Here is a 24,835-nt window from a genome sequence, read left to right as displayed (position 1 = left end):
GTCAGCGCCCCGGGCGCACCGTGAGGTCGTTGACCTCCGCGTCACGCGGCAGGTCGAGGGCCATCAGGATCGTGGTGGCCACCGACTCGGGGTCGATCCAGCGCGCGGGGTCGTACTCCTTGCCCTCCTGCTGGTGGACCTTGGCCTGCATGGGGCTGGCGGTGCGCCCCGGGTAGACGGAGGTCACCCTGACCCCGTTGCCGTGCTCCTCCTGGCGCAGGGAGTCGGCGAGCGCCTTCAGACCGTGCTTGCTCGCGGCGTACGCGCCCCACTCGGCATGCGCGGCGAGGCCGGCGCCGGAGTTCACGAAGAGCACATGGCCCTGCGCGACCCGCAGTTGCGGCAGGAGGAGCCGGGTCAGCTCGGCGGGCGCGACCAGGTTGGTGTTGAGCTGGAAGTGCCACGCCTTGGGCGTGAGGTCACCGACATTGCCGAGTTCGACGACGCCCGCGATGTGCAGGAGCGAGTCGATCCGCTCCGGCATCGGCTGCTGGGCGAAGGCCCAGGAGAGCCGGTCCGGGTTGGAGAGGTCGCCGACGAGCGTACGGGCTCCGGGGTACCGTCCGGCGAGCTCCTTCGCCCGGCCGGCATCACGGGCCAGCAGCACGATCTCGTCACCGCGCTCCAGCAGACGACGGGCGACAGCTGCGCCGATACCGGAGCCGGCGCCGGTGATGACATGAGTGGACATCCCGCCATGATCTCACCCGTGACCACGTCACTGCAGGCCGGACCACTCCTCCAGGTAGGCCAGGGCGCCCACGCCGTCCTTCGCGAAGAACACCAGGTCGGCCAGCGGGACCGGCAGGAAACCCTCGTCCTCCATCCGCTGGAACTGCTGGCGCAGCCCGTCGTAGAAGCCTGCCGTGTTGAGCAGGACCACCGGCTTGTCGTGCTTGCCGTGCTTCTTCAGCTCCAGGATCTCGGTCGCCTCGTCGAGCGTCCCGGTGCCCCCCACCATGATCACGACTGCGTCGGCCTTCTCCAGGAGGAGAGCCTTGCGCTCGGCGAGATCACGCGCGATCACCATCTCGTCGGCGTTGGTACGGGCCTTCGCGGCCAGGAAGTCGACCGACACCCCCACCAGCCGCCCGCCCGCTTCCTGCACCCCGTCGGCGACGACCTTCATCAGGCCGCTCTCCGACCCGCCCCAGACCAGGGTGTGGCCGCCCCGGCCGAGCAGCTCGGCGAATTCGCGGGCGGGCACGGTGTAGCGGTCGTCGAGGTCGGCGGCGGAGAGGAAGACGCAGATGTTCATGGCGCAACCGTACGGGCCACCACTGACACACCGGGACGCCCGGTTCGAAAATCGGCCAGGCACCGGGACGTGCGCGCGGGCGGGGGAAGAAATCGGTGCGCGGGAGGGCTGAACCAGACATGACTTCCACACGAGGACACGTCATCACCGTGGAACCCGGTACCGAGCATGTGCGTGTGGTGCACGACGGGCAGGTGCTGGCCGAGAGCCGGCGCCCGCTCGTCCTGCGGGAGACCGGCTGTCCGGCCCGGTACTACCTGCCTCCCGAGGACGTCCGTACGGAGCTGCTCACGGCCTCGGACACCCACACCCACTGCCCGTTCAAGGGCGACGCCTCCTACTGGTCGCTGCCGGACGCCGCAGATCTCGTCTGGGCGTATCCGGACCCCAAGCCCGACGTCGCCGCGATCAAGGACCACTTCTGCTTCTACGACACCGAGAAGGTCTCTGACTGATTGTCACCTGACGTTGGGCCTGCGCCAGTTGCCGCCACCTCGCTCCGGGGTGCGTGTCAGGGCTGCCCAGCAGGACCGGTTTCCGGTGGTCAGGTGCCGAGAACCAGCTCGAACCAGACGGTCTTGCCGCCCGACCCCAACTCCCCTTTGCCTATGGCACATCCGCCCCACCGGTCGGCGAAGAGTTCGACGATGGCCAGCCCCCGTCCGGCTTCGGCCCCCGACCCGACGGCCTGCCTGTAGGGCTTGGGCAGGTCCGGGATGAGGTCCCAGACACTGACCCTCAGCACCGGGTGCCGCCACTGGAGCCGCACACCGGCCGGACCTTGTATGTGCCGCACGGAGTTGGTGGTCAGCTCGGCAACTGGCCAACTTCCGTACGCGGCTGGACTTGGTCGAGAAGGTGGCGTTGACTCCCACCCGGTCCAGAGATCTCATCCACTCCATCGCCAGGGAGCTGTAAGAGGTGCCTCACGTGTCCGGCCTGCATTGGGTGAAGTCATCATTCTCCGACGCAGGGGGGAACAACTGCCTGGAGCTTGCCTCGCCGGCCGATGAGGGTGGCGTCGCGCTGCGCGAGAGCGATAGCCCGGGAAACGTTCTGGTGACGGACCGAGACGCCATTCGAGCGCTGCTGCTCAGTATCAAGTCGCGTTGCGATCAGGGGCCCCAAGAGCCGTTGACACGCCCGGTCGCACAGCTCGATACCGTTCAGCTCGACACATCGTTCGGCGGTCATTTCATCGATGCGCCGACGCCGCTGGGGAACTATCGTTCTCTTCTTGACCTGATGGAGGAATCCGCCCTCCCTCCCGATGAGTCGCGTGATCTCATCCGGTCAATCGCCCGCGAGTTGTGAGGGGTCGTGACGTGTCCGAACGTGACTGGCAACGTTCGTCGTTCTGCGGAGGGGGCGGCAACAACTGCGTCGAAGTAGCCTCGTTGTCCGCCGAAGGCGGCATCGCGCTTCGCGAGAGCGAGAGCCCGGACGCCGTTCTGGTAGTGAGCCGGGATGCTCTGCGGGGGCTGCTGCTCCGCGTAAAGGCGAGCGATACCGGACAGCGCTACTCGTGAGGGACACGGCCGCTGAGTAAGCGCATGGACCTCAGTGGCGCCCGGCCGGTCCGTGGCCGCGATCCAGACCTGGTCGGGGCCGAGCAGTCGGCCCCGACCGTGTCGACCCCGTACCCTCAGCCCGCCGCGGCCCGCTCGCGCCGTACCGTCGTCGCGATCGTCGCCGAGCCGACCACGCGGGTGCCGTCGTACAGCACGACCGCCTGGCCGGGGGCCACGCCCCGCACCGGCTCGGTGAAGGTGACGTGCAGAGTGCCGTCCACCAGCTCCGCCGTCGCCTCGGTCTCGCCCCCGTGGGCGCGGAGCTGGGCGGTGTACGTACCGGGGCCGGACGGGGGCGTGCCGCACCAGCGGGGCCGGATGGCGGTGAGCGCGGTGACGTCGAGGGCCTCGACCGGGCCGACCGTCACCGTGTTGTTCACCGGGGAGATGTCCAGGACGTAGCGCGGCTTGCCGTCGGGGGCGGGGTGGCCGATGCGCAGGCCCTTGCGCTGGCCGATGGTGAAGCCGAAGGCGCCTTCGTGGGTGCCGACCTTCGTGCCCGACTCGTCGACGATGTCGCCCTCGGCGGTGCCGAGCCGGCTCGCCAGGAAGCCCTGGGTGTCGCCGTCGGCGATGAAGCAGATGTCGTGGCTGTCGGGCTTCTTCGCGACGGCGAGGCCCCGGCGCTCGGCCTCGGCCCGGATCTCGTCCTTGGTGGTGAGGGTGTCGCCGAGCGGGAACATCGCGTGGGCGAGCTGCTTCTCGTCCAGGACGCCGAGGACGTACGACTGGTCCTTGGCCATGTCGGAGGCGCGGTGGAGCTCCCGGCTGCCGTCCTCGTTCAGGACGACGGTGGCGTAGTGGCCGGTGCACACGGCGTCGAAGCCGAGCGCGAGGGCCTTGTCGAGCAGCGCGGCGAACTTGATCTTCTCGTTGCAGCGCAGGCACGGGTTGGGGGTGCGCCCGGCCTCGTACTCGGCGATGAAGTCGTCCACGACGTCCTCGCGGAAGCGTTCCGCCAGGTCCCAGACATAGAACGGGATGCCGATGACGTCCGCGGCACGGCGGGCGTCACGGGAGTCCTCGATCGTGCAACAGCCACGTGCTCCGGTCCGGAAGGACTGCGGATTGGCGGAGAGGGCGAGGTGCACACCGGTCACGTCGTGGCCCGCCTCGGCGGCGCGGGCCGCGGCGACGGCGGAGTCGACACCGCCGGACATCGCGGCAAGCACACGGAGGGGGCGCTGGGGAGTCTGAGTCATAGCCCCACCAGGGTACGTGGCCCCGGGAACCGAACGCGCTCGGATATGCGTTCTGGATCACATGGGGACCAAGGGGACGGCGGGCGCCAAGGGCTCCGCGGGGGCGAAGTCCGGGAGCGGCGTCAGCCGCCGCGGACTGTTGATCGGCGCTGCCGCCACGGCCGTGGGCACGGCGGTGCTGGCGCGGGAGAAGCTGGAGCGCGCCTGGTGGCGGCTGCCCGGGGTGGACAAGCCCCGGACGCCGGGCGCGGTGGACTACGCGCGGGCGGAGTGGATAGCGGCGTCCCCGGCGAACTGGAGGCAGGCCGACCGCCCCGCGGACTACCCGATCGACCGGGTCGTCATCCATGTCACCCAGGGCAGTTACCGAGGCGCGGTGAAGGTCTTCCAGGACCCGGGCCACCAGGCGGCTGCCCACTATGTGGTGCGCAAGGACGGCCATGTGGCGCAGATGATCCGTGAACTGGATGTGGCGTTCCACGCGGGGAACCGGTCGTACAACGAACGCAGCGTCGGCATCGAGCACGAGGGCTTCGTCGACCGTCCGCAGGACTTCACCGCGGCGATGTACGCGTCGTCGGCGCGGCTCACGGCGGAGATATGCGGGCGGTACGGAATACCGGTGGACCGCGAGCACATCGTCGGGCATGTGGAGGTGCCGGGTACGGACCACACCGATCCGGGGAAGCACTGGGACTGGGACCGGTATCTGAAGCTGGTCCGGGCGGCGGACGCGCATCCGCCCGCCGCGTGAGGCACCTGCCGGGCGTATCCGGCCCGCCGCGCCGCCCCGCCGTCCGTCCGCCCGTCCGGCCTGCTCTCAGGTGAGTCCCGCCGTGCGGGCCCGCTCCACCGCCGGGCCGATCGCGCGGGCGACCTCGTCGATGTCCTGCTGGGTGGAGGTGTGGCCGAGCGAGAAGCGCAGGGTGCCGCGGGCCAGGTCCGGGTCGGTGCCGGTGGCCAGCAGGACGTGGCTGGGCTGCGCGATCCCCGCGGTGCACGCGGAGCCGGTGGAGCATTCGATGCCCTGCGCGTCGAGCAGCAGGAGCAGGGAGTCGCCCTCGCAGCCCGGGAAGGTGAAGTGGGCGTTGGCGGGGAGCCGCCCGCCCGGGGCCGGGTCCCCGCCGAGAAGGGCGTCGGGGACGGCCGCGAGCACGGCCGCCACCAGCTCGTCGCGGAGGCCGCCGATCTCGCGGACGAAGTCCTCGCGTCCGTCGGCGGCCATCCGTCCCGCGACGGCGAAGGCGGCGATGGCGGGCACGTCGAGGGTGCCCGAGCGGACGTGCCGTTCCTGACCGCCGCCGTGGAGCACCGGCACGGGGGTGTACTCCCGGCCGAGCAGCAGCGCTCCGATGCCGCCCGGTCCGCCGATCTTGTGCCCGCTGACCGTCATCGCGGCCAGTCCGGACCGGGCGAAGTCGACGTCCAGCTGGCCGACCGCCTGGACCGCGTCGGCATGCATCGGCACATCGAACTCGCTTGCCACGTCGACCAGTTCGCGGATCGGCATGATCGTGCCGATCTCGTTGTTGGCCCACATCACGGTGACCAGCGCGACATCGTCGGGATCCCGGAGGATCGCCTCGCGCAGCACGTCCGGATGCACCCGTCCGTACGGGTCGACGGGGAGGTATTCGACGTTCGCGCCCTCGTGCTCGGCGAGCCAGTCGACGACGTCCAGCACCGCGTGGTGCTCGACGGGGCTGGCGAGCACCCGGGTGCGCCGGGGGTCGGCGGCGCGGCGGGCCCAGTACAGGCCCTTCACCGCGAGGTTGTCGGCCTCGGTGCCGCCGGAGGTGAAGACCACCTCGCTGGGGCGTGCGCCGAGGGCGTCGGCGAGGGTCTCTCTCGACTCCTCGACGGTGCGGCGGGCCCGGCGCCCGGCGGCGTGCAGTGAGGACGCGTTGCCGGTGACGGCGAGCTGGGCGGTCATCGCCGCGATCGCCTCCGGAAGCATCGGCGTGGTCGCGGCGTGGTCGAGGTAAGCCATGGTGGGTTCGATTCTACGAGCCCCCGACGGGGCGTATGCCGGGCGCATCGCGACCCGGACCCCGCGCACCGGGGTACGCCCCCCACAGCCGTCGGCGTGCGGCACACTCGGCCGACGAGGTTCCCGGCAGGCCCTACCGGTCGGAGCCCTGGCCGGGCGGCATCGGGCGGACGGTGAGGATCTGTTCGGCGTGACCGACCGGGCCGTCGATGTCGTGGAGAACGCTGCTGGTGAGCCCGTGTCCGGAAGGGCCGAAGGTCACCGTGGTGTCCAGCCCGGTCCAGGGCCCGCGGGGCCGGCGGTGGAGGTGGATCGTCAGGTCGAGGTTGGGGAACATCCACTCGGTGGGGTCCTGCTGCACGGCGACGCCATTGGCGGTGTCCACGAGGGTGATGTAGGAGGCGAGCGGGCTGCTGGGCTCCCCGGCGACCAGGTCGAGGCGGCTGGAGATCCAGGCCGTGCCGCGGCCCCTGCGGAGCGGCGTCATCCGCCGGGCGTCGATGGACGCGATGTAGCCGCCGCCCCACGCGTTGCTCATCACCCACGGCTCCAGGGTCTCGGGGGCGGGGAGGCGTTCATGGGGGCTGTCCGCCACGGCCGAGGTGTCGTAGGAAGCGGCGAGCCAGGCGCGGGCGCGCACGATCGCGCGGTCGTCGATGAGCAGGACGGCTTCGATGAGTTCGATGGTCCGGCCGGGGCGGATCGTGGCCACCTGGATCTCGCACTCGCCCAGCGGGATGCGTCCGAGGATGTCGAAGCTGATCCGGACCGGCGTCAGGGTGTTTTCGGGCCGCCCGGCCAGGTGCTGGTCCATCGCGTGGACGATGAGGCCGGCGACCGGGCTGAAGTGCTGCTCGTCGAGGTTCCACGCACCCCCTGCGTGGGCCGTGGGCTTGTAGCGGTGCTCACCCGTGCGCTCGTAGTAGCTCTCGCGCGCCGCATGGTCGGTCACGGGACGGTTCTCCTCGGCAGGTACAGGGAGTTGAGCGAAGAGGGAACGGCCGTGCCCATGCTCGTGATCAGGATCGTAGGGGGCCGGAGAGCGTGCGAAGCGCGTCCGTGACGCATCCCACAACGGGTCGGTGTGCGTTACACCGGAAATTCCGCGGCGCCGGGTCGCGCCGGAGACCTCGGGGCACCCGGAGCCGCGCCACCCACCGCCACGGCGTCCGCCCGCCGATGCCCGCGCCGCGCATCCGGGCACGTCATCGGCGGGCCACGGCCTCAGCCGCGCGGTGCGCGGGCGAGCTGCCGGGACTGGGCCACCAGCCGGTCCGCGCTGTCCCAGACGTCCGCGTCCTCCTCCAGGAAGCCGCCCGCGAGGTTGCGGGTGGTGATGGAGACGCGCAGCGGACCGGGGGCCGGGCGGCAGCGGATGTGGGCGGTGAGTTCGATCGTCGGGGTCCAGCCCTTGAGGCCCAGTTCGAACGAGGTGGGCGGCAGTGCGTCGACGGCGAGCAGCAGCGAGAGCGGGTCGGCGTCCCGGCCGTCCGCGAGGCCGAACCAGCCGCGCATCTCGCCCTTGCCGGAGGGGGCACCGACGGCCCAGCCGACCGTCGCCGGGTCGATCCTGATGTCGAGCCGTTCGGTGATGGCGGAGCCGCCGGCGAGCGGGACCGGGCCGTCGCTCGGTCCGAGGCAGCGCTCCAGCGGCGGGATGGCCGGCGGCCTCGCCGAGGTGCGGACCTCGTCGGACAGTCCGTCCAGGTCGCCGTAGGTGCCGACGACACGGATGCGCTCGATCTCGGTGCCGTCCGGCGCGAACTGGAAGAGGGACGCCTGGCCGGTGGAGAGGGTCCGGCCCACCCGGGCGACCTGGGTCCGGATCACCGCGGGGCCGGGGACGGAGGCGGTGAGGTAGTGCGCGGAGACCGAAAAGGGGTCCGGGTGCGGGAGCGCCTCGCCCAGCGCACGGCCGAGCATGGCCAGCAGATAACCGCCGTTGACGGCTTCGAGGATGGTCCATCCCGCGGAGAGCTCGGCGTCGTAGACGCCGTCCTCGCGAAGGGTGACCGCGGTGTCGCGATCGAACTCGCTGTCCCCGATGGTCACCCGCGCGCGCTGCGCTGCCTGCTCTGCTGTCTGTGCCATGAGTCGCACCGTACACCGATTGTATTACTGAGCGGTAGCTTTGCGGGTAGGGAGATGTGGAAGCGGGTCTTCCGTCGGTGCACCGGCCGGTTCACCCGAACCGCCTCAGGAGGCCGCCCGGCCCTCCTCGGCCGTCGCCGACCGGCGGTTGTAGGCACGCGGGGCCCGTAGGTGGTAGCGCATCGAGAGCAGCCTCAGCGCGAAGGCCAGGATCACCGCGGTGCCGCTGGTGAAGGCGTTGAGCGCGTGGAAGCGGATGCAGACCGCGACCACGGCGGCACCGACGATCGCGGGCACCGCGTACAGGTCGCGGTCCCAGCGCAGCAGCGAGGGCACCTCATTGGCCAGGACGTCGCGCAGCACACCGCCGCCGACGGCGGTGGCCAGCCCCAGGGCCGCCGAGGCCGTGAGGCCCAGTCCGTAGTCGTACGCCTTGACCGTGCCCGTCACGCAGAACAGCCCGAGCCCCGCCGCGTCGAAGACGTTGACGCCCACCTGGATCCGCTCGACCTGCGGGTGCAGGAAGAACACCAGGCCCGCGGCGAGGAGCGGGGTGGTGAAGTAGCCGAGATCCGTGAACGCCGCGGGCGGGACCGCCCCGATGACGATGTCACGGAACAGCCCTCCGCCCAGCGCTGTGACCTCGGCGAGTACCGCGATGCCGAAGACATCGAAGTTCTTGCGTACGGCGAGCAGAGCGCCGGAGATCGCGAAGACGAAGATCCCGACGATGTCGAGCGCATGCTGGACGGAGGGCGTGAACAGTTCGTTGAGCACCGGGCAATTGTGCCGGTACTACTCCTTCGGGCGGTCCTCCGGCGTATCGGACGAAGCGGCGCCGTCGTCCGCGGTGCTCCCGTCGGCCTCCGGCTGCCCCACCGCGTCGGTCTCCCGCTCCTCCTCCGCACCGGCCTCCGGCTTCCCCACCGCGACGATCTCGATCGCCTCGCGCGCCGCCGCCGTCACCGTCTCGCCTGGCGCCTGGTCGGGCGCGTTCTCCGGGTGGTGGCACGCCACCTGGTGCCCGGTCTTCAGCGCGACCAGCGGCGGTTCCTGCGTCTTGCAGGTCTCCGTCGCCTTCCAGCACCGGGTATGGAAGCGGCAGCCGCTGGGCGGCGAGATCGGCGACGGGACGTCGCCCTTCAGCAGGATGCGCTCGCTCTTGACCCCGCGACGACGCGGATCGGGCACCGGCACGGCCGACATGAGCGCCTTGGTGTACGGGTGCATCGGCGCCGAGTACAGCGACTTGCGGTCCGCCAACTCGACGATCTTTCCCAGGTACATCACCGCGATACGGTCCGAGACATGGCGGATGACCGAGAGGTCGTGCGCGATGATCACGTAGGTGAGCCCGAGCTCGTCCTGGAGGTCGTCGAGCAGGTTCACCACCTGTGCCTGGATCGACACGTCCAGCGCCGAGACCGGCTCGTCGGCGACGACCAGCTTCGGCCGCAGGGCAAGCGCACGGGCGATGCCGATGCGCTGACGCTGCCCGCCGGAGAACTCGTGCGGATACCGGTTGTAGTGCTCGGGGTTGAGGCCCACCAGCGAGAGCAGGTCCTGGACCGTTTTCTTGACCCCGCCCTCGGGCGTGACACCCTGGAGCTTGAAGGGCGCACTGACGATCGTGCCGACCGTGTGCCGCGGGTTCAGTGAGGAATACGGGTCCTGGAAGATCATCTGCACGTCGCGGCGCATCGGCCGCATCGCCGAGACGCCCAGGTGCGTGATGTCCTTGCCCTCGAACTCCACCGTGCCACTGGTCGGTTCGAGCAGCCGGGTGATCAGTCGGCCCATGGTCGACTTGCCGCAGCCGGACTCACCCACGACACCCAGGGTCTCCCCCGCGCGCACGTCGAAGGAGATGCCGTCGACAGCCTTCACCGCGGCGACCTGGCGCTGCAGCAGCCCCTTCTTGATGGGGAAGTGCTTGACCAGGTTGTCGACCTTGAGCAGCGGCTCGGGCGAGCTCGCCGGCTGCGTCGGGATCGCCGTCGCGGCGGCGCTCTTCTCGGTCTTCTCGCTCTTGTCGCTCACAGCTTCGGCGCAATCTCTTCGGTCCAGATCCGGGTCCGATCCTCCGGCGACATGTGGCAGGCCGCGAAGTGGTCGCCCTCGACCTGCTGCAGCTCCGGGCGCGTGGTCCGGGTGATGCCGCCCTTGGGCACATCCGCGTACGGGCAGCGCGGGTTGAAGGCGCAGCCAGACGGGATGTTGATCAGGCTGGGTGGGGAACCCTTGACCGGGACGAGCCGGTCGGTCTCCTCCTTGTCGATGCGCGGCATCGACGTGAGCAGACCCCAGGTGTACGGGTGCCGGGGCTCGTAGAAGACCTGCTCGGCGGTGCCGCGCTCGACGCAGCGACCGCCGTACATGACCAGGATGTCGTCGGCCATCTCGGCGACGACGCCCAGGTCGTGAGTGATCATGATGACCGCGGATCCGAACTCCTTCTGCAGATCGCGGATCAGGTCGAGGATCTGCGCCTGGACGGTGACGTCCAGGGCGGTCGTCGGCTCATCGGCGATGAGCAGTTCGGGGTTGTTGACCAGCGACATCGCGATCATCGCTCGCTGGCGCATACCGCCGGAGAACTCGTGCGGATAGGCGTCGACGCGCTTGGCGGGCTCCGGGATACCGACCCGGTCGAGCATCTCGACCGCGCGCGCACGGGCCGCCTTCTTGCTGACGTCGTGGTGGTTGCGGTACGCCTCGACGATCTGCGAACCCACCGTGTAGTACGGGTGCATCGCCGACAGCGGGTCCTGGAAGATCATGGACATCTGCCGGCCGCGCAGCTTGCGCACGTGTTCGTCGCCGGCGCCGATCAGCTCTTCGCCGTCCAGCCAGATCTCACCGCTGATGTCGGGGCGGCTGCGCGCGTGACCGGATCGGTGCAGGCCCATGATGGCCAGCGAGGTGACCGACTTGCCGGAGCCGGACTCGCCCACGATGCCGAGGGTCTTGCCCTTCTCCAGTTGGAAGGAGAGCCCGTCGACGGACTTGACGATGCCGTCGTCGGTCGGGAAGTGCACCTTCAGGTCGCGTACGGAGAGGAAGGCCTCGGGCCGTGTGCCGCCCTGCTCGGGAACACCGACCGGACCGGCCGGCTGCTTGTCCTGGGTGGGGGTGTTGTCGGTCACGTCAGCCTCACACGCGGGTCGACGACCGCGTACAGCAGGTCGACTATCAGGTTGGCCATGACGACGAAGAACGCCGCGATGGTGGTGACGCCCATGATGACCGGCAGGTCACCGGAATTGATGGCGTCGACGGCGGCCTTGCCGAGTCCGGGAAGGTTGAAGGTCGACTCGGTCAGCACCGCGCCGCCGAGCAGGGCGCCCAGGTCCAGGCCGAAGATCGTGATGATCGGAGTCAGAGTGGACCGCAACGCGTGCTTGCGGATGACCACGCGCTCCTTGAGGCCCTTGGCGCGGGCCGTACGGATGTAGTCCTCGCCCAGGATCTCCAGCATGGTCGCGCGGGTGAGCCGGGCGTAGGTGGCCGCGAAGAGGAAGGCCAGGGTGATCCAGGGCAGGAGCATGCTGTTGAACCAGGCCCCGGGATCGTCGGTGAACGGCGCGTAGTCGATCGTCTCCATCCATTCCAGGCTGTAGATGAAGACCGCCGAACAGACCAGCCCGGTGAAGTAGATGGGTAGCGATACACCCGCCAACGCGGTGATCATGGTGACCCGGTCGAGCAGTGTGCGTCTGCGTAGTGCGGAGATCACGCCGGTGGCGACACCGCCGATCAGCCAGAGCACCGAGGCTCCCGCCGCCAGCGACAGCGTGACGGGCACCCGCTGCTTCAGGTCCTCCCACACCGGCTGCTCGTTCTTGAACGAGTAACCGAAGCAGGGCGCCGGGCAGTGGGTGATCTCCGCGCCCGTGTCGTAGTCGCGGCCGGCGACTATGCCCTTGACGAAGAGCCCGTACTGGGTGGTGAGGGGCTTGTCGAGGCCCATCTTCTTACGGATGCCCTCGATGGCCGTCTTGTTGGTCTCACGGCCGGCATAGAGGAGTGCGGGATCGCTTCCGGTGATCTTCGGCACCATGAAGAAGATGCCGAAGGTGACCATGGAGACGATCACCAGCATGACGACGACATTGACGAGTCGCCGGAGGAGGTAGACGAGCACTGCAGTCGGCCTGGTCAGCGGGCGGCTGCCGTCCCCTTGTGAGGACGACAGCCGCCCGCCCGCGGCCTTCACCTGCCCTTCGAACTAGCGCATGCGAGGGTGAAGGACCCGCATGTCCAACTGCTACTTGACGACGCCCATGACCGCGAGGTCGAGACGGCCCATGGACTCGTTGTAGAAGACGTTGGTCAGCCGCGGGTTGCGGTAGACAAGCGCCTTGTCGAAGTTGATCGGGAGATAGAGAGCCTTCTCCATGATCGCCTTGTTGATCTCGGTGTAGAACGGCGCGGCAGCCTCGGGCGACTCCGCGGCAGAGGCCTGGTCGAAGAGACCGTTGACCGTCTTGTCGTTCAGCATCGTGTAGTTGTTGTTGCCGTTCTTCAGGATGAAGGAGCCGTCAACCAGCGGCTGCAGGAAGCCCGCACCCGAGTTGTAGTCGGCGCCCCAGCCCATCACGATGATGCCGTAGCCCTTCTTCTTCACGTTGTCGGGGGCGCCGATCACGGAAGCAGAGTTCTTGCCGTCGTACTGGTCGATGGAGGCTTCGATACCCACGGCCTTCAGCGAAGCCTGCAGCGACTCGGCGGTGGCCACCTCGGGCTTGCGGTTGTTGCGGACCGCGATGGTGGTCTTGAAGCCGTTCGGCTTGCCGCAGGCCTTCAGGGCCTCCTTGGCCTTCTCGATCTGCGGCTTGCCCTGGGTCAGGCCCCACGGGTCGTAGGACTTGTCCGAGCCCGGGACACCCGGGGGCAGCATGTTCGCGCCGAGGTCACCGCTGGTCGGGCCGCCACGGGCGGTCTGCAGCGACTTCGGGTCGGCGGCGTAGATGACCGCCTTGCGGCACTCGATGTTGTCGAACGGCGCGACCGTCTGCGGGAACGCGAAGTACCGGATGTAGCCGGTGAACGGGTCGTCGGCGTTGGCCTTGTACTTGTCGCTCTGCAGGATCTTGATCTTGGCGGCCTGCTGGACACCGGTGCCGTCGACCGCGTAGTCCACGTCGCCCGAGAGCAGACGCGCGTCCATGTCGTCCGGGTTCGAGGTCACGGTGAACGTGACCTTGTCCGGCAGACCCTTGCGGATCGGGTCCGTCTTCGGGTCCCAGTTGGGGTTCCGTACGAAGACCGTCTCCTTGCCGGCGACGAAGGACTGGACCTTGTACGGGCCGGTCGCGACCGGGTGGTTGGTGTACTTCGCGCCGTCGTCCTTGGCAGCCGGAACCGGCGAGGAGTCGCCCATGGCCATCAGGTACGAGAAGTCCGAGTTCGCCTTCTTCAGGTTGAAGACGATCGTCTGGTCGTCCGGCGTCTGGACCGACTTCAGACCCAGCTTGTCGGGGTCCTTGTCCTTGTAGGGGCCGGGGTAGTTCTGGCCCTGGTCGAGGAGGTCGATCAGGTAGGTCGGGCCGCCGGAGAGGACGTCCTGCGCGAAGACGCGCTCGATGCCGTACTTGATGTCCTTCGAGGTGATCGGCGTGCCGTCCTCGAACTTGACACCGGACTTCAGCTTGAAGGTGTACGTCTTGCCGCCGTTGCTCAGCGTCGGCAGCGCCTCGGCGAGGTCGGGGACCAGCTTGGTGCCGGCCTCACCGGGCTTCGAGTCGTACGCGAGCAGCTGGCGGACGTACAGCCGCTGCATGTTCCAGACGAAGCCGTAGTAGGCACGGGCCGGGTCGAGGAAGTCGACGTCCTGAGGGGACATCAGCTTCAGCGTGCCACCCTTCTTGTCGGACGCGTTGATGACCTTGCCCTTGGTGGCCGCGTCGTAACCGGCGCCCTGGCTCGAGGAGTCCTTCTTGTCGTCGTCACCTCCGCCACAAGCGGTTGCGGTCAGCGCAACCGCGGCCGCGAGGGCCGTGAGGGCAACTGCCTTCCGTGAGCGATTCACTGTCTTGCAACCTCCGTGATGTGGTGTAGCCCGTGGGTGCGCAGTCCGCCCCCGACGGTCGATCGTGTGCCAACCGGCTCGCGCCGGATACCTTGTGGTTCGGTTCAGCTTCCCTTCGGGTCGAGGGCGTCACGCAGCCCGTCACCGAAGAGATTGAATGCCAGAACGGTGATGAAGATCGCGAGTCCGGGGACCACCATGTATGTCGGGTCCGCCTGGTAGGTGTTGATCGCGTCGGAGAGCATCTTTCCCCACGAGGCGGTCGGCGGCTTCACACCCGCACCCAGGTAACTGAGCGCGGCCTCACTGAGGATGTTGGTCGGGATGATCAGTGTGGAGTAGACGAGAATCGGCGCGACCAGGTTGGGCAGCAGCTCCTTGAAGAGGATGTAACCCCGTCCGGCGCCCAGGCTGCGCGCCGCCTCGACGTACTCGCGCTCGCGCAGGGACATCGTCTGCCCCCGGACGATACGTCCGATGTACGGCCACCCGAAGAAGCCGATCACCACGATCAGGACGCCCATCCTGACGCCCGAACCGGTGAGACCCCAGAGGGAGTTGGGCACGACCGAGACGAGAGCGATGGTGAACAGCAGCTGCGGGAAGGCGAGCAGCAGGTCCATCAGCCGGCTGATGAGCGCGTCGACCCAGCCACCGAAGAAGCCGGCCACCGCGCCGAGGATGCTGCCGATGACCACGGAGACCATCGCGGCGAGGAAGGCGACCAGCAGCGAGATGCGCGCGCCGTAGACGATGCGGCTGAACACGTCGCGGCCGTTGGTGGGTTCGACACCCAGCAGGTAGTCCGAACTCATGCCGCCGAAGGAGCCCTTGGGGATACCGAGGTCCGGGTCGAGCAGGTCCTCGTGGAATTCGTTCGGCGGGTGGCCGAGGAGATTCACGATCAGGGGTGCGAACACCGCGACCAAAATCAACAGGAGTACGACCACACCGCCGGCGAGCGCCACCTTGTCGCGCTTCAGCCGCATCCAGGCAATACGCCCTGGCGAACGGCCTTCGATGTCCTTGGCCGAGGCATCGGTCGTGACATCGACGGTCGCAGTCTCGGCCGCGCTGTCGTGCAGTGGTGCCGTCATCGTTGTGGGGACCCCTCTCGGCTCGACCGACTGTGGCCGGCCCGTGCCCGCCGCGGTAGCGGCTTGTTCACTTCACAGGTGCACGTCGCACGTTGGTTCGGGTGGTGCGGAAGAAGCAGGTGGTGCGAGTGGAGCAGTTCAACTGTCCAACCAGAAGCCGCAGGTCGCACAGGGCGCCGCACACTTCTCGTTGCGGGGAGTCTTCAACGCGTCACGGATCACCCGCCAGCCCTGACGGGGAATGGATGCGCAACCGTGATGTGGTCAGCCAGGTTCCGTTATCCGGACCCCGTGGTCGCCCCAGCGAACCAAGTCGACACTCTTCGCCCAGATCGGACAGGTGCCCCAACAGGGGTCATCCCGGCGCCAATTGACAGTGCGTCCAGGTCGGTCAGCCGTGGACCGGGGGGTAGCCGTAACCCGTGGCGGGAGCGGGCGCCATGTGCGCCTCGCGGTCGTAGAACGGACGGGAGTTGGCGCGCAGCCACATCGCGACCGGGTCGTACTCGTCGGACATCGCGACGGTGGAGACGGGAAGTCCGTCCGGGACCGCGCCGATCGACTGCTGCATCATCGCGCGCACCGCGTCGACCGAGGTCTGGCTCGTGTCGTAGAGGTCGAGCCCGATGGCGAGATACGGAACGCCGAGCGCGGGCTGCACCCAGGCGCGGCGCAGCGAGCGGATCACCGGGGTGTGATGGGCGTTCTGCGTCAGCAGGGCGTAGAACTGCGGGGTCTCGACGGCCGGTTCGGTGAGCCGGAGCGGGCCCGCGGGCATCCGGTCGAGGCCGGTGGCGATCCGGCGCAGATCCAGCCAGGGGATGCCGACACCGCCGCCGGGGGCATGCGGGTTGAGCCAGATGCCCCAGCGGTCCGGGAAGAGGGTGCGGGCGATGTCACGACCGGTGACGAGTTCGTGGGCCCGGTTCCAGCCGCTGGCCGAGAGCTCCTGGGCAGAGGTGACACAGGGGGCGTAGCCGAGGCCGTCGACCTCCATGTTCCCGTACTGGGCGTCGGGCGAACCCGCCTGGCCGTGCCAGAGGAGCATCCAGATGTGGCCGTTCGCGAGAGCGTGCAGCAGCGCCTCGTACGCGTCGTAGCGCCCGGGCGTCACTTGGCGCAGCATGTGCTCGACCTGCCCGGCCGCCGCGGTGCCTGACGCAGTCACCTGGTTCCGCCCCTCTCGATCCACTGTTCGGCCCACCGCTCCCGGGGCACACGGGTGCGGCACGGTGCCGAGGCACCAGCCATCAAACCAGCTTATGCGCCGGTCCTGACACCGACTTGACGCCTCGGACCGGTGCGGTGGCCCGCCCGGAGGCCGTCGGGCGGCACCGGCCGCTACGCGGTCTCGCGACGGTAGAACGGCCGGACCTTCTCCCGCATCCAGTCGCCGACCGGGTCCTGTGTCATGTCGAGCAGGACGAGGTTGACCGGCCAGGGCACCTCGACCCGGCCGAGCGCACGGCCGAGGGCGTCCATCGGGACGTTGCGCACGCTTTCCTCCCAGGAGGAGAGCTCGACGCCGACGAAGAGCACGGGTTCGTCGCCCTCGATGCTGGCCAGCGTCCGGCGGGCGGTGAGCACGACACCGCTCTGCTCGAATTCACCGGCCGCCGCGGAGAGGAAGTCGACGGGTTCCTCCTGCCAGGACGGTTCGTAGAGCCGGACCCTGCCTCCGGTGGCCGGACCGTCCAGCGGGGTACGCCCGACGCGGCAGAGCTCGGCCACGGCGGGCGGCGGCAGCGGCAGGCCGACGGCCCCGCCCGGGTTGACCGCGATGCCGAGCTGCGGGGGCAGGCCGCGGGCGAAATCGCGAGCGGGCGCGACGGTGAACGGCATGGAAGTGCCGACACAGCTGACGAACTGCTGTTCGGAGCTGAACACGGGCACGTACGCGGCACCCTCGATCTCCAGCGTGGGCAGATCCAGGGCGACGGAGTCGGGTCCGCCGCCCTTGGGCAGGGGTACCCAGACCTGGCTCCGTCCGAGCACCTCGACGAGCCGTCCGCCCGCCCCCGGGACGCCCATCGAGGCCGTCAGGACTTCTTCGAGCTCGTTGGCCGGCCATCCGCTCTGCGGATGGGACGGGACCTGTGCCGGAATGTCCACTGCTTCCCCTTCTTGCCCGAGTCTTCCGCCAGAAGGTTAGCGTTCCGGGCCCGATCCTCTCGGTCTTTCGCCCGCCCCGGACCGCTCCGTAAGGGCTCGAAAGCAATCAGGCCCAGCTCCGCCGCCGCCTCCCGGTCCAGCAGGATGGCCGAGGCACACCCGGGCGGCAGCAGGCCGGCCTCGACGCCCCGCAGCAGCCTCCGCACCGCCCGGCGGTGCCGGGCGAACGCGTATCCGGAGACGCCGCGCCCGCGGTCGCGCTGGCCCTCCTTCGCCGTCCGCGGCGTGACGTCGAGCAGGACGAGGTGGAGATCACGACCCCGACGCCGCACGTCACGGGCCAGCCAGCCGCGTACCCACGCCTGGGTTCCGCAGTCGTGGACGACGACGGACTCGCCGGAGCGCAGCACCCGCCACAGGCCCCAGTAGTGGTCGGCACGGACGAGCGGGCGATAGAGGGCGTAAGGAAATAATCGGGGCATCTTGTGCGCCCAGCGGTCCCGGGTGTCCTGGGAGTCGATGGCGCGGGCCGTGGTGACCGCTCTGCGGATGAGCGTCGACTTGCCGCTTCCGGGCAGCCCGGAGACCACCACCACGTCACCGGCCGCGAAGTGCAGGCTGCGCGGACTGTGTCCGGCCCGCTCCCGCAGATCCCGCAGGACCGGCGCGCGCGGACCGGGCGTGGTGGTGGCCGGAGCCCCCGGCTGTGCGGGCACCGACTCGTGCGCGGCTCCCACGGTCGCCGCGGAGTGCTGCGACGTCATCACGTCCCCCTCACCTCACGTATGCCCATGGAGTGTAAAGAAAAGGCAATGTGGCACAACCGTCCACGCCGCCGGAAGCCCGTGCGGGACCGGGGCGTCACTCCATCGCGATGCGTGCGATGATGAGCCCGCCAACTGCATAAAGGCCGCTTGAATCCGCGCGGGAGAGCTCCGGTCACTGTGTGCCGGGCGCCGAAGGAGCAAGTTCCTCCCTTGAATCTCTCAGGCCCCGTACCGCGTGGATGAGGCAGATCTGAAAAGCGGGCCGCCCGGCGGCCCCACCCAAGGTGCAAGCCGCGACCCCTCCAGGGCTCTCGGCGAACCTCTCAGGTTCCGATGACAGATGGGGAGGGATCGTCCTCCTCGTCATGCCCTGGGAGCCACACTCATGAGCACCGCCCCCCGTCTCACCGCCCTCGATGCACTGCACCGTTCGCTGGGCGCGACCATGACCGACTTCGCGGGCTGGGACATGCCCCTGCGGTACGGCAGCGAGCGCGACGAGCACCACGCGGTCCGCACCCGGGCCGGTCTCTTCGACCTGTCGCACATGGGCGAGATCACCGTCACCGGCCCCGAGGCCGCGGCCTTCCTGGACTTCGCGCTGGTCGGCAACATCGGCACCGTCGCCGCGGGCCGCGCCCGCTACACCATGATCTGCGCCGAGGACGGCGGCATCCTCGACGACCTGATCGTCTACCGCCTCGGCGAGGCCGAGGCCCCCGAGTACCTGGTCGTCGCCAACGCGGGCAACGCCCAGGTCGTGCTGGACGCGCTGACCGCGCGGGCCGAGGGATTCGACGCCGAGGTGCGCGACGACCGTGACGCGTACGCGCTGCTCGCCGTCCAGGGCCCCGAGTCCCCCGCCATCCTGGCCGCCGTCACCGACGCGGACCTGGACGGCCTGAAGTACTACGCCGGTCTGCCCGGCACGGTCGCCGGTGTCCCCGCGCTGATCGCACGTACCGGCTACACCGGCGAGGACGGCTTCGAACTGTTCGTCGCCCCCGAGCACGCCGAGCAGCTCTGGAAGGCCCTCACCGAGGCGGGTGCCTCCCACGGCCTGGTCCCGTGCGGGCTCTCCTGCCGCGACACGCTGCGCCTGGAGGCCGGCATGCCGCTCTACGGACATGAGCTGACCACCGAGCTGACCCCGTTCGACGCCGGCCTGGGCCGGGTCGTGAAGTTCGAGAAGGAGGGCGACTTCGTCGGCCGCGAGGCCCTGAGGGCCGCCGCCGAGCGCGCCGAGACCGCCCCGCCCCGCAAGCTGGTCGGACTGGTCGCCGAGGGCCGCCGGGTACCGCGCGCCGGCTTCTCCGTGGTCGCCGGCGGCGAGGTCGTCGGTCACGTCACCTCGGGCGCCCCGTCGCCCACCCTGGGCAAGCCGATCGCCCTCGCGTACGTGGACGCCGCGCACGCCACGCCCGGCACCACGGGCGTCGGAGTGGACATCCGGGGCAGCCACGAGCCGTACGAGGTCGTGGCGCTCCCGTTCTACAAGCGTCAGAAGTGACGTCCGAACCCCTCCGAAGTGACGCAATCGCGTCTCACACCGTAAGACCACCGTTCACCAGCACTCCCCCGCGTACAGGAGAATTCAGGTCATGAGCAACCCCCAGCAGCTGCGTTACAGCAAGGAGCACGAGTGGCTGTCGGCCGTCGAGGACGGTGTGGCCACGGTCGGCATCACCGAATTCGCCGCCAACGCGCTCGGCGATGTCGTCTTCGCCCAGCTCCCGGAGGTCGGTGACACGGTGACCGCGGGCGAGACCTGCGGCGAGCTGGAGTCGACCAAGTCGGTGAGCGACCTGTACTCGCCGGTGACCGGCGAGGTGACCGCCGCGAACCAGGACGTGGTGGACGACCCGTCGCTGGTGAACTCCGCTCCTTTCGAGGGCGGCTGGCTGTTCAAGGTACGCGTGGCGGAGGAGCCGGAGGACCTGCTCTCCGCCGACGAGTACACCGAGTTCTCCGGCAACTAAAGACCCCAAGGGACCACCTGATGTCGCTTCTCAACTCCTCCCTCCACGAGCTGGACCCGGATGTCGCCGCCGCTGTCGACGCCGAGCTCCACCGTCAGCAGTCCACCCTCGAGATGATCGCGTCGGAGAACTTCGCTCCGGTCGCCGTCATGGAGGCCCAGGGCTCCGTCCTCACCAACAAGTACGCCGAGGGCTACCCGGGCCGCCGCTACTACGGCGGCTGTGAGCACGTCGACGTCGTCGAGCAGATCGCCATCGACCGCATCAAGGCGCTGTTCGGCGCCGAGGCCGCGAACGTCCAGCCGCACTCCGGTGCGCAGGCCAACGCCGCCGCGATGTTCGCGCTGCTGAAGCCGGGCGACACGATCATGGGTCTGAACCTCGCCCACGGCGGGCACCTGACCCACGGCATGAAGATCAACTTCTCCGGCAAGCTCTACAACGTGGTCCCGTACCACGTCGATGACACCGGTGTCGTCGACATGGCCGAGGTCGAGCGCCTGGCCAAGGAGTCCAAGCCGAAGCTGATCGTCGCCGGCTGGTCCGCGTACCCCCGTCAGCTGGACTTCGCCGCCTTCCGCCGCATCGCGGACGAGGTCGGCGCGTACCTGATGGTCGACATGGCGCACTTCGCCGGCCTGGTGGCCGCGGGTCTGCACCCCAACCCGGTGCCGCACGCCCATGTCGTCACGACCACCACGCACAAGACCCTCGGTGGTCCGCGCGGTGGTGTCATCCTGTCGACGCAGGAGCTCGCCAAGAAGATCAACTCCGCGGTCTTCCCGGGTCAGCAGGGCGGCCCGCTGGAGCACGTGATCGCGGCCAAGGCGGTCTCGTTCAAGGTCGCGGCGAGCGAGGAGTTCAAGGAGCGCCAGCAGCGCACCCTGGAAGGCGCCCGCATCATCGCCGAGCGCCTGGTCCAGCCGGACGTCACCGAGGCCGGTGTCTCCGTGCTCTCCGGCGGTACGGACGTCCACCTGGTCCTCGTCGACCTGCGCAACTCCGAGCTGGACGGCCAGCAGGCCGAGGACCGCCTCCACGAGATCGGCATCACGGTCAACCGGAACGCCGTCCCGAACGACCCGCGGCCGCCGATGGTCACCTCCGGTCTGCGAATCGGTACGCCGGCCCTGGCCACCCGTGGTTTCCAGGCCGAGGACTTCACCGAGGTCGCGGAGATCATCGCCTCGGCGCTCAAGCCCTCCTACGACGCGGCCGACCTGAAGGCCCGCGTCTCCGCGCTGGCCGAGAAGTTCCCGCTGTACGCCGGCCTGAAGTAACCCGGCGCACTCCGGCCTGAAGCAACCCGGGCACAGGCCGTCCCGGCACCGTCCGGGACACGGTTCAGCACCTTCCGGGCGGGGCACCGCGCACACTGGTCAGTGGGCGCGGTGCCCCATCCCATGTCCCGCTGCTCTCCGGGCCGACCGGCCCGTACCGCACCACCCGGCAGACAACGGCGTCTACCAACCCTGAGGAGTTCCCCCGTGGCCATCTCGGTCTTCGACCTGTTCTCGATCGGCATAGGCCCGTCCAGCTCCCATACGGTCGGCCCGATGCGCGCCGCCCGCATGTTCGCGCGCCGGCTGAAGAACGAGGGCCTGATCGCCCACACGGCCTCGATACGCGCCGAGCTCTACGGCTCCCTCGGCGCGACCGGCCACGGCCACGGCACCCCCAAGGCCGTCCTGCTCGGCCTGGAGGGCGAGTCGCCGCGCACCGTCGACGTGGAGTCCGCCGACGAGCGGGTCGAGAAGATCCGCGCCACCGGCCGGATCAACCTCCTCGGCATGCACGAGATCGACTTCGACGCCGACGAGCAGCTGGTCCTGCACCGCCGCAAGACCCTGCCGTACCACGCCAACGGCATGACGATCTTCGCGTACGACCACGAGGGCGCCCCCCTCCTGGAGAAGACGTACTACTCCGTGGGCGGCGGCTTCGTCGTGGACGAGGACGCGGTCGGCGAGGACCGGATCGTGCTCGACGACACCGTCCTCAAGCACCCCTTCCGCACCGGGGACGAACTGCTGCGGCTCGCGAAGGACACCGGTCTGTCGATCTCCTCGCTGATGCTGGAGAACGAGAAGGCCTGGCGCACCGAGGACGAGATCCGCTCGGGTCTGCTGGACATCTGGCGCGTCATGCAGGCCTGCGTCTCGCGCGGCATGTCCCGCGAGGGCATCCTGCCCGGCGGCCTCAAGGTCCGCCGCCGCGCCGCGACCACAGCGCGTCAGCTGCGTGCCGAGGGCGACCCGCAGACCCACGCGATGGAGTGGATCACCCTCTACGCGATGGCGGTCAACGAGGAGAACGCCGCGGGCGGACGCGTGGTCACCGCGCCCACCAACGGCGCGGCGGGCATCATCCCGGCCGTGCTGCACTACTACATGAACTTCGCGGCCGGCGGCGCCACCGAGGCGGAGAAGGAGGACGGTGTCGTCCGCTTCCTGCTGGCCGCCGGAGCCATCGGCATGCTCTTCAAGGAGAACGCCTCCATCTCCGGCGCGGAGGTCGGCTGCCAGGGCGAGGTCGGCTCCGCCTGCTCCATGGCCGCCGGCGCCCTCGCCGAGGTCCTGGGCGGCACCCCGGAACAGGTCGAGAACGCCGCCGAGATCGGCATGGAACACAACCTCGGCCTGACCTGCGACCCGGTCGGCGGTCTCGTCCAGATCCCGTGCATCGAGCGCAACGGCATGGCCGCGGTCAAGGCCGTCACGGCGGCGAAGATGGCGCTGCGCGGCGACGGAAGCCACATGGTCTCCCTGGACAAGGTCATCAAGACCATGAAGGAGACGGGCGCGGACATGAGCGTGAAGTACAAGGAGACGGCGCGGGGCGGGCTCGCGGTGAACATCATCGAGTGCTGACACCGTAGGCCCTGACCAGCGCGTTCGTATCTTTCAGCGCTGTCAGGGCCTTCCCTGTTTACGCGGCGGAAGGTCCCTGGAACCTCACGGGGACAGATGTGAAAGTCCCTGCAAAGCCCCTGGGAAATCCCCACGGGATGGGCGTCTGACCTGCAGGTTCGTGGCGCATAGTCAACGACGGGAACTCCACCCCCCACTCTCTGGATGTATCAAATCGATCCCCCATCCCCATCGGAGGGGTATCATTCGATACATGAGTGCTGCGGAAATCTCGCGCCTGGAGCAGCGGCTGGCCGGCCTCTCTCCGACGTTCACGACCGCGCAGGCGCGTCAAGCCCTGCTCTCCGCTCGTGATCTGGCGCACCTGGTCACCGAAGGGGAGATAGACGAACTGTCCCGTGGCGTGTACCGGCGGGCAGACGCACCGGAGACCGCATACGCAGATCTACTGGCCGTGTGCACGCGGGCGCCTCGCGCTGTCCTGTGCGGGGAGTCCGCCCTGGCTCTGCACGAGCTGATCGACGACATTCCCAGCGCCGTACACATCGCCGTACCACGCGGATCACGCCGTCCCACGATCTCTTATCCCCCGACCGTGGTGGCGCAGTACGCGGCCAAGACCTTCAACCTCGGCGTCGAACAGTTCGAGGCCGCACCGGGAGAGACCGTTCCCGCATACAACGCCGCCCGCAGCGTCGTCGACGCGATGCGCCACCGTGGCAGAATCGGCGAGACCATGGCTCTGTCCGCGCTCGGCCGCTACCTGCGTCGCAGCGGACGAAGCGGGGTCGGTGAACTCCAACTCATCGCGCGCGAGCTGGGTGCGCTCTCCGTCATCCGCCCCGCCGTAGAGGCGGTGCTTGCCTGATGGTCAACCCCACTCGCGCTACCACCGCAGGCCGCGTCTACAACGATCTGCGCAATCTGGCTCGTCGCAACGGCCGTTCAACGGACGAGGTCATGGTCGAGTACGTGCTCGAACGCTTCCTCTACCGCCTGGGAGCGTCCGCCCTCGGCCGCGAGCACTTCATCCTCAAAGGCGGCCTGCTGCTCGCCCAGTTCGGCGCCCGCCGGATGACCCGTGACATCGACATCCTCGGCCACGCGTTCTCCGGCGAGGAAGCCGAGATCATCCGCAGAATCGCCGCGATCGCCACCACTGAAGTCGACGACGGTGTGGCATTCGACTCCGCCACGCTCAGAACCGTACCCATCCGAGAGGAGGACGAGTATCACGGCCTACGGCTGTCGATGGCCGCATCGATCGCCCGGGCCCGTCTCAAGCTCCAACTGGACATCAGCTTCGGCGATCCCGTCACTCCCGGACCTCAGACCATCAACTACCCGCAGCAGCTCACCACGGACAGCTTCCAACTCTTCGGTTACCCGCTCGCCACTGTCATCGCCGAGAAGCTCTCCACCGCCATCTCGCTCGGCGATCTCAACACCCGCGACCGGGATTACGCGGACCTCTACCGCCTGCTGACACTCAACAATCTCAACGGCGAAGAGCTGGCCGCAGCGCTGACCGCCACCGCCACACACCGCGGGATAGCGCTGAAGCCCCTCAGCGCCGCGATCACCGACCTCGCCGAGCGACGCCAATCCTCCTACGCCGCCTGGCGCCGCCGACAGGGACCTTCCTCGGCCGGCTATCCGCATCTCTTCACTGACGTGGTCGGCCTAGTCATCGCATTCGCAGACCCACTGCTCGCAGGCACCGCCGCCACACGTAGTTGGAGCAGCTCAGCCAGTACGTGGACATGATCCGACTCCCTCACAAACCGCAGGAGATGCCCCACACCCCGAAGCGGCAATGACATACCGTCACTGACCGTCGGAGGCGCGCCCGACGCACGGAGTGGTG

The 24,835-nt window shown here is 69.1% G+C and carries 25 protein-coding genes, 1 pseudogene and 1 riboswitch; of the genes and pseudogenes, 10 read left to right on the top strand and 16 right to left on the bottom strand.

The annotated features are described in order from the left end of the window. Nucleotide 1: 1 nt before the first annotated feature. Nucleotides 2-691 carry an SDR family oxidoreductase gene (locus AB0L71_RS07145; protein WP_365238977.1) on the bottom strand — a complete coding sequence of 230 codons (690 nt, stop codon included), beginning with the start codon at nucleotides 689-691 and terminating at the stop codon, nucleotides 2-4. Nucleotides 692-718: 27 nt separating this feature from the next. Beyond that, nucleotides 719-1,258 carry a TIGR00730 family Rossman fold protein gene (locus tag AB0L71_RS07140; protein ID WP_365238975.1) on the bottom strand — a complete coding sequence of 180 codons (540 nt, stop codon included), beginning with the start codon at nucleotides 1,256-1,258 and terminating at the stop codon, nucleotides 719-721. A 119-nt stretch (nucleotides 1,259-1,377) separates the two neighbouring features. Here AB0L71_RS07140 and AB0L71_RS07135 point away from each other — a divergent pair, with 119 nt between their 5' ends. After that, a complete protein-coding gene (locus AB0L71_RS07135; RefSeq protein ID WP_365238973.1) occupies nucleotides 1,378-1,713 on the top strand; it encodes a DUF427 domain-containing protein in 336 nt (111 codons plus the stop codon). An 89-nt stretch (nucleotides 1,714-1,802) separates the two neighbouring features. On the opposite strand, the gene AB0L71_RS07130 is transcribed toward AB0L71_RS07135, so the two are convergent. Continuing rightward, nucleotides 1,803-2,054, bottom strand: a complete 252-nt coding sequence (locus AB0L71_RS07130) for an ATP-binding protein (protein ID WP_365238970.1) — start codon at nucleotides 2,052-2,054, stop codon at nucleotides 1,803-1,805. A gap of 134 nt (nucleotides 2,055-2,188) precedes the next feature. On the opposite strand from AB0L71_RS07130, the gene AB0L71_RS07125 reads away from it, so the two are divergent. Continuing rightward, complete coding sequence (locus AB0L71_RS07125; RefSeq protein WP_365238967.1) at nucleotides 2,189-2,572, top strand: DUF397 domain-containing protein; 384 nt, start codon at nucleotides 2,189-2,191, stop codon at nucleotides 2,570-2,572. Nucleotides 2,573-2,583: 11 nt separating this feature from the next. Then, on the top strand, nucleotides 2,584-2,787 hold the full coding sequence (locus AB0L71_RS07120) for a DUF397 domain-containing protein (protein WP_365238964.1): 204 nt from the start codon (nucleotides 2,584-2,586) through the stop codon (nucleotides 2,785-2,787). 116 nt (nucleotides 2,788-2,903) lie between these two features. Here the strand turns inward: AB0L71_RS07120 and mnmA are convergent, their stop codons facing one another. Next, nucleotides 2,904-4,031 carry a tRNA 2-thiouridine(34) synthase MnmA gene (gene mnmA / locus AB0L71_RS07115; protein ID WP_365238962.1) on the bottom strand — a complete coding sequence of 376 codons (1,128 nt, stop codon included), beginning with the start codon at nucleotides 4,029-4,031 and terminating at the stop codon, nucleotides 2,904-2,906. 61 nt (nucleotides 4,032-4,092) lie between these two features. On the opposite strand from mnmA, the gene AB0L71_RS07110 reads away from it, so the two are divergent. Beyond that, nucleotides 4,093-4,785 (top strand): N-acetylmuramoyl-L-alanine amidase, encoded by a 693-nt coding sequence (locus AB0L71_RS07110; protein ID WP_365238959.1) that lies wholly within the window; start codon nucleotides 4,093-4,095, stop codon nucleotides 4,783-4,785. Between the two features lie 66 nt (nucleotides 4,786-4,851). On the opposite strand, the gene AB0L71_RS07105 is transcribed toward AB0L71_RS07110, so the two are convergent. The 12 genes and pseudogenes from AB0L71_RS07105 to AB0L71_RS07050 all read right to left on the bottom strand — a co-directional run. Next, a complete protein-coding gene (locus AB0L71_RS07105) occupies nucleotides 4,852-6,021 on the bottom strand; it encodes a cysteine desulfurase family protein (protein ID WP_365238956.1) in 1,170 nt (389 codons plus the stop codon). 133 nt (nucleotides 6,022-6,154) lie between these two features. Then, the gene (locus AB0L71_RS07100) at nucleotides 6,155-6,973 is read right to left on the bottom strand and encodes a thioesterase family protein (RefSeq protein WP_365238954.1); all 819 of its coding nucleotides are present in this window, start codon (nucleotides 6,971-6,973) and stop codon (nucleotides 6,155-6,157) included. Nucleotides 6,974-7,245: 272 nt separating this feature from the next. Next, complete coding sequence (locus AB0L71_RS07095) at nucleotides 7,246-8,112, bottom strand: thioesterase family protein (RefSeq protein WP_365238952.1); 867 nt, start codon at nucleotides 8,110-8,112, stop codon at nucleotides 7,246-7,248. 105 nt (nucleotides 8,113-8,217) lie between these two features. Beyond that, the gene (locus AB0L71_RS07090; protein ID WP_365238949.1) at nucleotides 8,218-8,889 is read right to left on the bottom strand and encodes a trimeric intracellular cation channel family protein; all 672 of its coding nucleotides are present in this window, start codon (nucleotides 8,887-8,889) and stop codon (nucleotides 8,218-8,220) included. An 18-nt stretch (nucleotides 8,890-8,907) separates the two neighbouring features. Continuing rightward, complete coding sequence (locus AB0L71_RS07085; protein ID WP_365238947.1) at nucleotides 8,908-10,152, bottom strand: dipeptide ABC transporter ATP-binding protein; 1,245 nt, start codon at nucleotides 10,150-10,152, stop codon at nucleotides 8,908-8,910. Beyond that, on the bottom strand, nucleotides 10,149-11,258 hold the full coding sequence (locus AB0L71_RS07080; RefSeq protein ID WP_365238944.1) for an ABC transporter ATP-binding protein: 1,110 nt from the start codon (nucleotides 11,256-11,258) through the stop codon (nucleotides 10,149-10,151). Before AB0L71_RS07080 ends, AB0L71_RS07085 begins: the two co-directional genes overlap by 4 nt. Further along, a complete protein-coding gene (locus AB0L71_RS07075) occupies nucleotides 11,255-12,256 on the bottom strand; it encodes an ABC transporter permease (RefSeq protein ID WP_365238942.1) in 1,002 nt (333 codons plus the stop codon). Before AB0L71_RS07075 ends, AB0L71_RS07080 begins: the two co-directional genes overlap by 4 nt. 123 nt (nucleotides 12,257-12,379) lie before the next feature. Beyond that, nucleotides 12,380-14,143: an ABC transporter substrate-binding protein gene (locus AB0L71_RS07070; RefSeq protein WP_365238939.1), complete on the bottom strand. Its 1,764-nt coding sequence runs from the start codon at nucleotides 14,141-14,143 to the stop codon at nucleotides 12,380-12,382. Between the two features lie 104 nt (nucleotides 14,144-14,247). Continuing rightward, nucleotides 14,248-15,240, bottom strand: a complete 993-nt coding sequence (locus AB0L71_RS07065) for an ABC transporter permease (protein ID WP_365238937.1) — start codon at nucleotides 15,238-15,240, stop codon at nucleotides 14,248-14,250. Between the two features lie 391 nt (nucleotides 15,241-15,631). Then, complete coding sequence (locus tag AB0L71_RS07060; RefSeq protein WP_365238934.1) at nucleotides 15,632-16,408, bottom strand: enhanced serine sensitivity protein SseB C-terminal domain-containing protein; 777 nt, start codon at nucleotides 16,406-16,408, stop codon at nucleotides 15,632-15,634. Between the two features lie 173 nt (nucleotides 16,409-16,581). Further along, on the bottom strand, nucleotides 16,582-17,352 hold the full coding sequence (locus tag AB0L71_RS07055) for an enhanced serine sensitivity protein SseB (RefSeq protein ID WP_365238931.1): 771 nt from the start codon (nucleotides 17,350-17,352) through the stop codon (nucleotides 16,582-16,584). Nucleotides 17,353-17,450: 98 nt separating this feature from the next. Next, nucleotides 17,451-18,116 (bottom strand): annotated as a pseudogene (locus AB0L71_RS07050) (AAA family ATPase); the annotation flags it as partial. Nucleotides 18,117-18,267: 151 nt separating this feature from the next. Further along, a riboswitch (glycine riboswitch) is annotated at nucleotides 18,268-18,363 on the top strand. Between the two features lie 141 nt (nucleotides 18,364-18,504). On the opposite strand from AB0L71_RS07050, the gene gcvT reads away from it, so the two are divergent. The 6 genes from gcvT to AB0L71_RS07020 all read left to right on the top strand — a co-directional run bounded on the left by gcvT (nucleotide 18,505) and on the right by AB0L71_RS07020 (nucleotide 24,735). Further along, complete coding sequence (gene gcvT / locus AB0L71_RS07045) at nucleotides 18,505-19,629, top strand: glycine cleavage system aminomethyltransferase GcvT (RefSeq protein WP_365238928.1); 1,125 nt, start codon at nucleotides 18,505-18,507, stop codon at nucleotides 19,627-19,629. Between the two features lie 91 nt (nucleotides 19,630-19,720). Further along, nucleotides 19,721-20,098 carry a glycine cleavage system protein GcvH gene (gene gcvH / locus AB0L71_RS07040; protein WP_365238926.1) on the top strand — a complete coding sequence of 126 codons (378 nt, stop codon included), beginning with the start codon at nucleotides 19,721-19,723 and terminating at the stop codon, nucleotides 20,096-20,098. 20 nt (nucleotides 20,099-20,118) lie between these two features. Beyond that, entirely contained in the window at nucleotides 20,119-21,378 is a 1,260-nt protein-coding gene (gene glyA / locus AB0L71_RS07035) for a serine hydroxymethyltransferase (protein ID WP_365238924.1), read from the top strand. Between the two features lie 207 nt (nucleotides 21,379-21,585). After that, nucleotides 21,586-22,968, top strand: coding sequence for an L-serine ammonia-lyase (locus AB0L71_RS07030; RefSeq protein ID WP_365238922.1), 1,383 nt, complete (start codon nucleotides 21,586-21,588; stop codon nucleotides 22,966-22,968). A gap of 253 nt (nucleotides 22,969-23,221) precedes the next feature. Next, the gene (locus tag AB0L71_RS07025) at nucleotides 23,222-23,836 is read left to right on the top strand and encodes a type IV toxin-antitoxin system AbiEi family antitoxin domain-containing protein (protein WP_365238919.1); all 615 of its coding nucleotides are present in this window, start codon (nucleotides 23,222-23,224) and stop codon (nucleotides 23,834-23,836) included. Continuing rightward, nucleotides 23,836-24,735, top strand: a complete 900-nt coding sequence (locus AB0L71_RS07020) for a nucleotidyl transferase AbiEii/AbiGii toxin family protein (RefSeq protein ID WP_365238917.1) — start codon at nucleotides 23,836-23,838, stop codon at nucleotides 24,733-24,735. Before AB0L71_RS07025 ends, AB0L71_RS07020 begins: the two co-directional genes overlap by 1 nt. The last annotated feature ends 100 nt before the right edge of the window (nucleotides 24,736-24,835 follow it).

The sequence above is a fragment of the Streptomyces sp. NPDC052052 genome (assembly GCF_040680455.1).
Classification (GTDB): Bacteria; Actinomycetota; Actinomycetes; order Streptomycetales; family Streptomycetaceae; genus Streptomyces.
This window is presented reverse-complemented; position numbering and strand designations above follow the sequence as displayed.